Consider the following 11,279-nt stretch of genomic DNA (forward strand, 5'->3'; position numbering starts at 1 on the left):
TGAGCAATAATTTACAATCTAAATTTTTTGAAAGCGTTTTTCGTTATGATACACTGATTTTGTAAGTTTGAAATATAAAACATTTCGCTTTTTTAGAAGGGGATGGTGACATCACAGTTCATCTATAAATTCATTTTATTTGGAGGTGTAAATTCATGTTTTCTTTTCAAGAGCGATCGAAAATGATTCAAAATTTAAGCGATCAAACATTTGATCTGGTAATCATTGGTGGCGGAATCACTGGAGCAGGCGTTGCTTTGCAAGCAGCAGCTTCTGGACTATCCGTCGCATTAGTAGAGATGCAGGATTTTGCAGAAGGAACATCTTCTCGTTCGACAAAACTAGTCCACGGAGGATTGCGTTATCTTAAAACCTTTGATGTCGAGGTAGTGGCGGATACGGTAAGCGAACGTGCAATTATTCAAGGAGTGGCACCGCATATTCCGAAAGCGGATCCAATGATTCTGCCAATCTATGATGAACCGGGGTCTACCTTTAATTTATTTTCTGTAAAAGTAGCGATGGATCTTTATGATCACTTAGCAGGAATCACTGGCGGCAAGTACGCCAACTATATGTTGAGTAAAGAAGAAATTTTAAAAAGAGAACCACAGCTTGAGTCGAATGGCTTATTAGGAGGCGGCGTTTATTTAGACTATCGGAATAATGATGCCCGCTTAGTTATTGAGAACATCAAACGTGCCGTTGAAGATGGAGCAATTGCTGTCAGTCGATTAAAGGTCGAAGAGATACTCCACGATGAACAAGGAAAAGTTTCTGGTGTGAAGGCGAACGATCTACTGAGTAATCAAGACATCACTATCAACAGTAAGCTAGTAATCAATACTGCTGGGCCATGGTCAGATTTTGTAAATCAGTTAGATAAAGAAATTGATCATACGCCCCACATGCGACCAACAAAGGGTGTGCATTTAGTTGTAGACGGTGAAAAACTCAAAGTGCCTCAACCAACTTATTTTGATACAGGTGAAAATGATGGTCGGATGGTTTTTGTGATTCCTAGAGAAAGCAAAACCTATTTTGGAACCACAGATACGGATTACCAAGGCGATTTCAATCATCCAACAGTAGAGCAAGAAGATGTCGATTATTTGTTAAAAATTGTCAATCGGCGCTATCCTGAGGCAAACTTAACCATTGAAGATATCGAGGCGTCGTGGGCGGGACTCCGGCCTTTAATTAGTGACGCTGGCGGTGATTATAATGGAACGGTGAAGGGAAAAATCAGCGATGAGAATTTTAAAAAAATCATCCGAGCGGCGGAAGATTATACTCACGGGAAACAGTCTCGTCCAGAAGTAGAAAAAACGATTACAGATGCCGCCAAAGAAGAACCAAAAGACAATCCTTCAGCCGTCTCTCGCGGCAGTGATTTGACCATCGCCAAAGATGGACTATTGATTTTATCTGGCGGGAAGTTGACGGATTATCGATTGATGGCTACTGGAGCAATGAAAAAAATTATTTCACTTTTGGCGGACGATGCTTTTCAATTGGTTGATTCTGAAAAGTATCCAGTTTCTGGTGGCGAAATCGATCCGAAAAATGTGGATGAAGAGCTGGAAAATATTGCGAAAAAGGGTGAGGGTATCGGCTTGAATGCTGAAGAGGCTAAGTTTTTGGCTGAGCTTTATGGGTCAAATACAGAAAAAGTGTTTGCATTGAAGGATGAAGGAACCTTTAAGGGTCTTTCATTGGCAGAGTCAATGTCCTTGCGTTATGCAATGGAAGCGGAGATGACACTGACACCGGTCGATTACTTATTGCGTCGAACAAACTATATGCTGTTCATCAGTCATCGATTGATGGAAATCAAAGATGCTGTTGTAGAAGCTATGGCGGACTATTTCGAATGGTCACCGGCAACAAAAGAGGCCTACCAAGTAGAATTAGAGCAGCAAATCAAGGAAACTCAATTAACGGATTTAAAAAAGCACTAAATATTATATAAAAAGGAGTGGGAACATGGAGTCTTATATCATGTCAATCGATCAAGGAACTACGTCAAGCAGGGCAATCGTTTTCGACAAAGCAGGTAAGGAGGTAAGTTCTTCACAGAAAGAGTTTACGCAGCATTTTCCAAAACCTGGCTGGGTAGAACATGATGCAAATGAGATTTGGAACTCGGTCCAATCGGTTATTGCAGGTTCACTAATTGAAGGTGGGTTGAAACCCGATCAAATTGAAGGAATCGGGATAACAAACCAGCGTGAAACAACGGTCATTTGGGAGAAAGAAACAGGCCATCCAATTTATAATGCCATCGTGTGGCAATCGAAACAGACGAGTGATATTGCGGATGACTTGAAGGAACAAGGCCATTCTGAAATGATTCAAAAGAAAACCGGTTTGTTGATTGATTCTTATTTTTCAGCAACAAAAGTAAAATGGATTTTAGACCATGTCGAAGGATCTCGTGAGCGGGCAAAAAATGGCGAACTTCTATTTGGAACGATCGATACCTGGTTAGTGTGGAAACTGACAGGCGGAGAAGTGCATGTTTCGGATTATACCAATGCTAGCCGCACGATGATGTACAACATTTATGATTTGAAATGGGATCAAGAAATTCTAGATCTTTTGGATATTCCAAAAGAAATTCTACCAGAGGTAAAATCCAATTCAGAAATTTATGGCCATACAGCAGATTACCATTTCTATGGAAATAAAGTTCCAATTGCTGGTATGGCAGGGGACCAACAGGCAGCATTAGTCGGACAATTAGCCTTTGATAAAGGCATGGTGAAGAACACTTATGGAACAGGTGCCTTTATCGTCATGAATACTGGAGAAGAACCAATCCTTTCTGAAAGCGGATTATTGACGACGATTGGATATGGGATTGATGGCAAGGTAACCTATGCGCTAGAAGGAAGTGTATTCGTTGCTGGTTCTGCCATTCAATGGCTGCGTGACGGGTTGCGGATGTTCCAAAAAGCACCACAATCAGAAGATTATGCGAAACGTGTAGACAGCAGTGAAAATGTCTATGTTGTTCCTGCTTTTACTGGTCTTGGAGCACCATATTGGGATCAACAGGCTCGCGGGGCGATTTTTGGTTTGACTCGCGGAACAACAAAAGAACATTTTATTCGTGCCACATTAGAGTCTTTAGCGTATCAAACAGCAGATGTTGTAAAAACAATGAATAAGGATTCTGGTACAGACATTAAATTATTGCGTGTAGATGGTGGCGCTTCGAAAAACGATCTACTCCTGCAATTCCAAGCAGATATCTTACAGACTCCAGTAGAACGGGCGCCTTACTTAGAAACCACCGCTTTAGGGGTTGCTTATTTAGCAGGTCTAGCTGTCGGCTATTGGAAAGATATTGATGATATCAAAAAATTCGCTTCAGAAGGTCAACGCTATGAACCAGTGATGGATAAAGAGATAACGGATGACCTTTACGAAGGCTGGCAAGAAGCCGTTCAAGCAACGATGCAATATAAACATCAACCAAAAGAAAAATAAGTAACTAAATCAGCTGTACAACGCGATAAATATTTAAGAGAGAAAATATAGTTGTACAGCTGTTATAGGAACAAAATTATAAGGGGATGAGTTTATGGACACGAGTATGTCAACGCAGGTAATCGGTGAAATTATTGGAACAATGGTTTTGGTTTTGTTAGGTGATGGCGTCGTGGCTGGTGTAAGTTTACGTAAAACAAAAGCTGAAGGTGCAGGATGGATTGCGATCACTCTAGGCTGGGGGGCCGCAGTTACAATAGGTGCTTACGCGGCTGGCTATATGTCCTTTGCCCATTTGAATCCCGCAGTGACGATTGGAATGGCCATTGCCGGAAAAATTGGCTGGGAAATGGTTGTTCCATATATCTTAGGGCAAATGGTCGGTGCAATTATCGGAGCAGTGTTAGTATATATTCATTACTATCCGCACTGGAAAGAAACGAAAGATCAAGCGACTATTTTAGGTGTGTTCTCAACTGGACCAGCCATTCGCAGTTTAGGCGCCAACTTAATTAGCGAAATTATCGGAACCTTTATGCTGGTATTTGCCTTACTGGCTTTTGGCATGAGCAAATTTGGCGATGGATTGAATCCAATCGCTGTTGGTATTTTGATTTTGGTTATTGGACTTTCTTTAGGTGGAACAACTGGATATGCTATCAATCCAGCTCGAGACTTAGGTCCGCGGATTGCGCATGCCTTTCTGCCAATTCCAAATAAAGGCGAATCGGATTGGGGGTACTCTTGGGTTCCTGTTGTTGGTCCGATTATTGGTGGTATTTTAGCTGCATTATTGTTTATGATTTTACCAATGTAATTATTGAGGGTAATAGAGGTTTTCTATTACCCTAACATGTTTATTTTTTGAACAATTTTTCATGAAAGGGACGGAGAAAACGATAAAAACACAACGACTGATCATTAGAAAATTTGTGCCCAGTGATTGGCGTGATTTGTTGGAGTATCTGTCAGATCCACGTGTTGTAAAATATGAACCTTATGAACCGATTAATAAGCAACAAAGCATAGAAATCGCAAAAAGTCATAGCGAATCGGATCAATTCTGGGCGGTATGCTTAAAAAACAAGGTAATCGGGAATATTTACCTTGAAGAAGTCTTAGAAGGAAGCTGGGAGATTGGTTTTGTTTTTCATTCTGACTATCAACATCAAGGTTATGGTTACGAAGCGAGTTTAGGGATGATCAATCAAGTTTTCAACCAAGAAGGAGCACACCGTGTCTTTGCGGAGTGTCATCCGGAAAATCAAGCTTCCTGGAAACTATTAGAAAAGTTGGGATTTAAAAAAGAAGGACATTTAAGAAAAAATATCTTCTTTAATAGAACCGAAGAAGGAAAACCTATATGGCAGGATACACTTGTTTATGGATTGCTTAAAGAAGATGGCGTTTTATAGAGGAAATACCTTAAACCAAGGAGGAAAAGCGAGTGAAAAAAATAATCAATGATCCGAAAAATGTCGTGGAAGAAATGGTCAGTGGTTTGGTTGGTGCGTATCCAGATTATGTCAAGCAAGTTCCAGAAACCTTAGTTGTTGCCAGAAGCGACGATTATGATCAAGTCGCATTAGTCAGCGGTGGTGGAAGCGGTCATGAACCTTCTCATGCAGGTTTTGTAGGAGATGGGATGTTGAGTGCGGCGGTTTGTGGTCAAGTCTTTACCTCACCAACACCAGATCAGATTCATGAAGCAATCAAGGCAACAGATAAAGGAAAAGGCACCTTAATGATCGTAAAGAATTATTCAGGCGATGTCATGAACTTTGATATGGCAAAAGATTTGGCTGAAATGGATGATATCGAGGTAGATTCTATCTTGGTTGATGATGATATCGCCGTTGAAGATAGCACGTATACTCAAGGACGTCGCGGCGTTGCTGGAACAGTCTTGGTTCATAAAATTATAGGCAGTATGGCACGTGAAGGAAAATCAGTATCCGAGCTAGCAAGCTACGGAAAAGAGCTTGTTAAAGACATAAAAACAGTCGGAATTGCTTTATCTGGTGCAACTGTTCCAGAGGTTGGTAAACCAGGTTTCGTGCTAGCAGACGATGAAATGGAGTTCGGGGTAGGAATCCACGGTGAACCAGGCTACCGTCGGGAAAAAATCAAAGATTCCTATGATATTGCGAAGGAAATTATCAGCAAGCTAAAAGCAGAATTCAACTGGCAGTCAGGCGACAGCTATGGATTATTTGTAAACGGAATGGGTGCTACACCATTGATGGAGTTATTTATCCTGTTCAATGATGCGAAGAAGATTCTCTCTGAAGAAGGGATTGAGCTTACGTTTAACAAAGTCGGCAACTATATGACCTCTCTTGAGATGGCAGGCGCCTCTATTACAATGATCAAATTAGACGACGAACGCCTACGTTTGTTGAATGAACCCGTTCATACAATCGCTTGGTAAAAAAATTAATCATACTGTCTGTCTAGTCAACTAACAACGAAAAATAGCTATAGGCTGAAATCAAAAGAATAGTATTCGTACGAATTAGGAGGTTCATCATGTTTACACCAGAAAATTTGCGCAAGACATTAGAATTATTCAATGAAAAGATTCAAATTAAAAAGGATTATTTGAGTGAACTAGACACACCGATCGGCGATGGCGACCATGGAAATAACATGGCTCGCGGGATGGACGCTGTAATGGCAGCAGATCTATCGGGAGAGCTGCCGGATATTTTCAAAGCAGCTGCAATGGCGTTGATCAGCAAAGTTGGTGGAGCATCAGGTCCTCTTTACGGCACAGCTATGATGGAAATGATGAAAGCCAGCAAAGATACAAGTGATCCAGAGCTTTTACTTAAAGCGGCTATCGCCGGAATCGAAAAACGAGGAAATTCGACTGTTGGAGAAAAGACTATGTTAGATTTATGGGGCCCTGCAGTAGAAAATTTAAATAACGGTACATTGAACCCGGCAACAATTGAAATTTTAGTAGAGAAAACAAAAAATATCAAAGCAACAAAGGGACGAGCATCTTATGTCGGTGAACGTTCGATTGGACACATTGATCCAGGTGCGATGTCGTCAGCCTATTTCTTCGAATCTATGATTGAGGCAGGTGTTTTCAGTGAGTAGAGGTGTTCTATTGGTTTCTCACACAAAAGAAATTCCTGAAGGGTTAAAACGTCTCATTGGCGAAGTAGCCAAAAACGTTCCTGTAACAACTGCTGGTGGCTTAGAAGACGGCGGTATTGGAACTTCAATGGAACGAATTTCTCAAGCCATCGAGGAGAATACAGCTGACCTATTGTTAGCCTTTTACGATCTTGGCAGTGCAAAGATGAACTTAGAAATGGCTATCGAGATGACGGATAAAAAAGTTACTCTCTTTGATACAGCTTTAGTCGAAAGTGCATATACGGCATGTGCTTTATTAGCGGCAGATGCTGACGAGGAAGAAATAGAAAAACAATTGGCGGAATTAAAAATAAAATAGAATCCAAAATACGTAGAGAAGTCAGTTTTTCTGACTTCTCTTTTTTTATAAAATAACTAAGTAAGAAGAAACTATTGTTTTTTTGATGATTTGACATCAAAAGAAAGAAAATATTCGCTTTTGGAATATGCTATGATTTTTCCAAAAGGGGGAATAGAAATGGAAATGATTAAAGAAACAAAATTACTAGAAGAATTAATTAGTATTCGGCGACATCTACACCAAAATCCAGAGGTTGGAATGGCACTTTCCATTACTAAAAACTTTGTCTGGCAAAAATTGGTTGAATATGGCTATGAACCAAAAGCCTGCGGAAAAATGGGCATCACTTGTACGATCGGTCAAGGAGAGAACGTTTTTTTATTACGGGCGGATATGGATGCGCTACCATTAATGGAAGACACGGACTTATCTTTCCGGTCAAGAAATGGCGCGATGCATGCCTGCGGACACGACATGCATACAACGATGCTCTTAGGTGCTGCGAAAATATTGAAGGAGCGAGAAATGGAGTTGAAGGGGACAGTAAAATTACTTTTTCAACCAGGGGAGGAGATCCTTCAAGGTGCAAAGGATTGTTTAGAGGATGGCTTATTAGACAATCCTAAAGTTAACGCCGGTGCGATGATCCATGTTTTTCCGTTTAAGAATTTACCAGTAAAAAATGTGTTGGTTGCGCCAGCTGGAACATTCATGGCGAGTGCAGATTGGTTTGAAATTAAAGTAGCAGGAGTCGGTAGCCACGGCTCGATGCCAGAAGTATCCATTGATCCAATCAATGTTGCTACTAAAATCTATGAGGCATTACAAACCCTTTCTGCACGTGAAATAAGTTCAGCAGAACGCTTTGTTCTTACGATTGGTGAGTTTGTCGGAGGGACACCTGGTTCATCGAATGTAATCCCAAACTCCGCCTATATGAAAGGAACATTACGTACCTTAAAAGAAGAAGTTCGTCAACAGATCAAAAAACGAATGGTTGAAATTTCAGAGGCGATCGGACAAGCATTTGGGGCACAAGTCACGGTTGATTTCACGAATGGCTGCTGCAGTAACGAAGTAGATCATGACGTGACAGCCACGGTAAAAACTAGGTTAGAAAAAGTCTTTCCTTCAAACATTCTTCAACATGCTCCACTGGCAGTCCCTATGATGGGAAGTGAAGACTTTGGTGAAATCAGTCATCGAATCCCAACAACCACATTATTTATCACCGCTGCTGATACAGAACTGATGCTGCATAATCCTAAAATCGTTTTAGATGAAAATATTTTGGAGTTTGGCGCAAATGTCTATGTAGAAGCTGCTTTGGCTTTTCTCGAAGGTGCATAAAATGATAGAAAAAAATAAAATAAATCGCTCTTTAATTTTAATATTTTTAGGCTATACCTGTGTCTATCTCGATAAAAATATTATCAGCCTATCAATTATTCCCATCGCACAAGATTTAGGAATGGATGCTGGGCAAAAAGGGCTGGTTTTGAGTGCCTTTTTTCTAGGCTATACCTTGTTTCAGATACCCTTTGGTTTTTTGGGCAATCGTTTAGGTACTCGTAAAGTCATGATTTTCGCGATTTTACTAATTGGTACTTTGATGATTTGTTTAGGATTTGGTTTTTCCTTATTTTATCTGCTGTTTATCCGTTTTATTGCCGGATCATTTGCCCATGCAGGCTATCCGTCAGCTGTTAGCGGATTTGTAACGAAAGAAGTAGAACCGGCCAAACGGGGAGCTGTTCAGTCATCGATGATTGCTTCCTCTGGTTTCGCAGGGATTGTAGGGCCTTTACTCGTCGCTCCCTTGTTAACTTTCGTCGGCTGGAAAATGACCTACTTTATTTATGGCAGCATTGTCTTGGTCATTGGATTGATCATGGTACGTGGAATCCCAAAGACAGCCGGCGTGCCTCTTGTTACGGCTAATCAGTCGAATGTTTCTTTTATTAAGATAATCAAAGATCGAAATGTATGGGTCATGGTACTTGCTGCCTTTTTCATCAATGCCGCCGTTTACGGGATGACAGGATGGATTGCCTCGTACTTAGTGGATGAATTTCAATTAAGCATGAATAATATGGCGATGATGACTGCGTTAATTGGCTTTGTTATGATGATTAGCGCAATATTTTCCGGATCTGCAGTTAGTCGCTATTTTAAGAACCGAGAAAAACAAGTGATCTTAGTTGCTTCGATTGCAGGCCTTACAAAATAAAGGCTATGCTAAGAAATACAATTTGAAGAGTTTTATTAAGGAAATGCCTATGTCGCCAAATAACAATCCTAACAATGGCTTTTCGGGACGCCCAGATGTGATCAAGCCGAATATCTATCATTCGATTTATGCGAAACCGTTGGCACAATGGGGAAATAAATATGGGAAGGTCGCGGATATTTCCGGCAGTTCTGTCGAAACATTAAAGGATGAACTCCGTAAGGGTAACCCAGTTGTTGTCTATGTAACGGGGAACTATGCAAAGCCAGTCTATGGTAAGTACTGGTGGGGAACAGGGATTGACAATGCCCACATTGTAACCCTAGATGGCTTCAATGAGTCGAACAATACGTATCATATCTCCGATCCAAATGCTGGAAAATACTGGGTTTCCGCCAGTAAATTTGAAGCCAGCTATAATTTAAGAAAATACGCTGTTGTTGTGAGATAAGCAGTGAGAAAAACAGCCAATCCCTTCATCAAGGGGTTGGCTGTTTTGTTTTATTTACGCTCGGGAAAACGGAAGTCTCGAAGCGCAGTATTCAAAAATTGATTGAACTCTTTCATTAATAGAAACTTCTCTGTTGTCTCCATAACAAAATCATCGGCAGAAAGTATTTCTTCATCACTAATGAGTAATTCTAAATACATACTTTTATATTTCAAATAGTCTCCAATAGGGGTGTCAGCATAATCTTCATAGCCCCGCGGGATTCGCTTTAATTGATTTCCTTTCACCTGATAGTATTTTTTGAAGGCCGGCTTTTCAATAATAGAGAAAAATTGAGCTTCGTGTTCAATTAAAGCTTGACGAATACACTCTGTAGCGTCAGAAAACATATCCGCAAATAATCCTCCGCCTAAAAAAGACTGATTGTTTGGTTTCAAGAAAATAAAGTACCCACAGGGAATCGGCAGTTTTCCGTTTGGCCCGATATGAGCGCGAAAAACAGGATTATAAGGTGATTTATCATGACTAAAGCGTGTATCACGATTAAGCTTGAAAGTTAAATTTTTTGCTGGTATCAAAGGACTATCAGGATCTTTTTCGTGAAGACTTTGAGAGAGACTGTCTATCAATTGATTGAACGCTTCAGTTGCTTCCATACGAGCTTGCTTTGTTTCGTGGAACCATTCACGGTTGTTGTTTTTCTCTAATTCAGATAAGTAGTTAAAGATTTTTTTGTAGGTCATAAAAGTTCATCCTCCTGGGTTAGTTCCGATAATTGTTGTGATCCAAGCAGTTCTTTGAGAAACTGTTGAGGATCAAAAGTAGATTGATAGTGAGACAAGGTTTCAAATATAAGGGTTTGCTCATCTAAAAATTCCATGTTTTGTTTTTGATGAAAAATTGTTCCTAGCTTTGATTTTTTTAAAGAAGAATAATCAAGCTGGGAAGGATTGAGTCGCTTTTGTTGAATAGCGAAGGGGATTCTCTTTTTACACTCACAGCTGCCACCAGCTACTCCACAATGGGTACTCAAAAAACTTCCCATTCGTTTTCGTGTGCGAGATAGCTTCTTTCGATAGGCTTCCGGTGTCATTTCTAGTAAGCCACCGGCTAGCTGACTATTCATTTTAAACATCGTTCCCAAAATAAAAACACAGCGATCTTGAGGACTTAAGCACTGCAACATAATATTTGTGCAGGAAAGTTTTAATTCCTCAGCAAGCTCGTCTTCTTCTAAGCCGAAATAATTTTCATCAGTTACTGGAATCGACTGTTCTAGATCCTCTGCCATAAGATCAAAGGTCAGTTTTTCTTTAAAGGACCGCTTTTTTTGATTATTTATCAGATAATTGATGGCAATTCGATAAACCCAGGTGCTAAAGCGACTATACTGCTTAAAAGAAGATAGGTTTGTCATTGCCTTAAGCAGAATTTCTTGCGTTGCATCTTCAGCATCAAAAACATTTCCCAACATCCTTAAAGAAAGATTGAATACACTGTCTTTAACCGAAGTTAATAACTCTGCTAAAGCATCGGAATTCCCTGCCAGTGAGGCTTCAACGAGTAGTCTTTCTTGATCGTTTTCCATTATTTCCCTCCTTTAACCCATTAGACAAACGAAGAGGATAAGTGTGACATAAATTGTCCAGCTT

General features: G+C 40.3%; 12 protein-coding genes. 10 read left to right on the forward strand and 2 right to left on the reverse strand.

Annotated elements, in window-relative coordinates:
- The first annotated feature begins 155 nt into the window (after window positions 1–155).
- The 10 genes from glpO to RV13_RS01255 all read left to right on the forward strand — a co-directional run bounded on the left by glpO (window position 156) and on the right by RV13_RS01255 (window position 9,627).
- Window positions 156–1,961, forward strand: coding sequence for a type 1 glycerol-3-phosphate oxidase (gene glpO / locus RV13_RS01210; RefSeq protein WP_028020695.1), 1,806 nt, complete (start codon window positions 156–158; stop codon window positions 1,959–1,961).
- Between the two features lie 25 nt (window positions 1,962–1,986).
- On the forward strand, window positions 1,987–3,495 hold the full coding sequence (glpK, locus tag RV13_RS01215) for a glycerol kinase GlpK (protein ID WP_010743426.1): 1,509 nt from the start codon (window positions 1,987–1,989) through the stop codon (window positions 3,493–3,495).
- A 94-nt stretch (window positions 3,496–3,589) separates the two neighbouring features.
- Window positions 3,590–4,312 carry an MIP/aquaporin family protein gene (locus RV13_RS01220; protein WP_010743427.1) on the forward strand — a complete coding sequence of 241 codons (723 nt, stop codon included), beginning with the start codon at window positions 3,590–3,592 and terminating at the stop codon, window positions 4,310–4,312.
- 61 nt (window positions 4,313–4,373) lie between these two features.
- Entirely contained in the window at window positions 4,374–4,910 is a 537-nt protein-coding gene (locus RV13_RS01225; protein WP_010743428.1) for a GNAT family N-acetyltransferase, read from the forward strand.
- 32 nt (window positions 4,911–4,942) lie between these two features.
- Window positions 4,943–5,926, forward strand: coding sequence for a dihydroxyacetone kinase subunit DhaK (gene dhaK / locus RV13_RS01230; RefSeq protein ID WP_010743429.1), 984 nt, complete (start codon window positions 4,943–4,945; stop codon window positions 5,924–5,926).
- A 98-nt stretch (window positions 5,927–6,024) separates the two neighbouring features.
- Window positions 6,025–6,603: a dihydroxyacetone kinase subunit DhaL gene (gene dhaL, locus RV13_RS01235; RefSeq protein ID WP_010743430.1), complete on the forward strand. Its 579-nt coding sequence runs from the start codon at window positions 6,025–6,027 to the stop codon at window positions 6,601–6,603.
- The gene (gene dhaM / locus RV13_RS01240) at window positions 6,596–6,964 is read left to right on the forward strand and encodes a dihydroxyacetone kinase phosphoryl donor subunit DhaM (protein ID WP_028020697.1); all 369 of its coding nucleotides are present in this window, start codon (window positions 6,596–6,598) and stop codon (window positions 6,962–6,964) included. The genes dhaL and dhaM overlap by 8 nt, the downstream gene beginning before the upstream one ends.
- Before the next feature lie 159 nt (window positions 6,965–7,123).
- A complete protein-coding gene (locus tag RV13_RS01245; protein ID WP_010743432.1) occupies window positions 7,124–8,296 on the forward strand; it encodes a M20 metallopeptidase family protein in 1,173 nt (390 codons plus the stop codon).
- Between the two features lies 1 nt (window position 8,297).
- The gene (locus RV13_RS01250; protein ID WP_010743433.1) at window positions 8,298–9,176 is read left to right on the forward strand and encodes an MFS transporter; all 879 of its coding nucleotides are present in this window, start codon (window positions 8,298–8,300) and stop codon (window positions 9,174–9,176) included.
- Window positions 9,157–9,627, forward strand: a complete 471-nt coding sequence (locus RV13_RS01255) for a C39 family peptidase (protein ID WP_275689951.1) — start codon at window positions 9,157–9,159, stop codon at window positions 9,625–9,627. The genes RV13_RS01250 and RV13_RS01255 overlap by 20 nt, the downstream gene beginning before the upstream one ends.
- A gap of 50 nt (window positions 9,628–9,677) precedes the next feature.
- Here the strand turns inward: RV13_RS01255 and RV13_RS01260 are convergent, their stop codons facing one another.
- A complete protein-coding gene (locus tag RV13_RS01260) occupies window positions 9,678–10,370 on the reverse strand; it encodes a DUF2461 domain-containing protein (protein WP_010743435.1) in 693 nt (230 codons plus the stop codon).
- Window positions 10,367–11,215 carry an RNA polymerase sigma factor gene (locus tag RV13_RS01265; protein WP_010743436.1) on the reverse strand — a complete coding sequence of 283 codons (849 nt, stop codon included), beginning with the start codon at window positions 11,213–11,215 and terminating at the stop codon, window positions 10,367–10,369. The genes RV13_RS01260 and RV13_RS01265 overlap by 4 nt, the downstream gene beginning before the upstream one ends.
- Window positions 11,216–11,279: the final 64 nt, after the last annotated feature.

Source organism: Enterococcus raffinosus (genome assembly GCF_001886185.1).
Classification (GTDB): Bacteria; Bacillota; Bacilli; order Lactobacillales; family Enterococcaceae; genus Enterococcus_A; species Enterococcus_A raffinosus.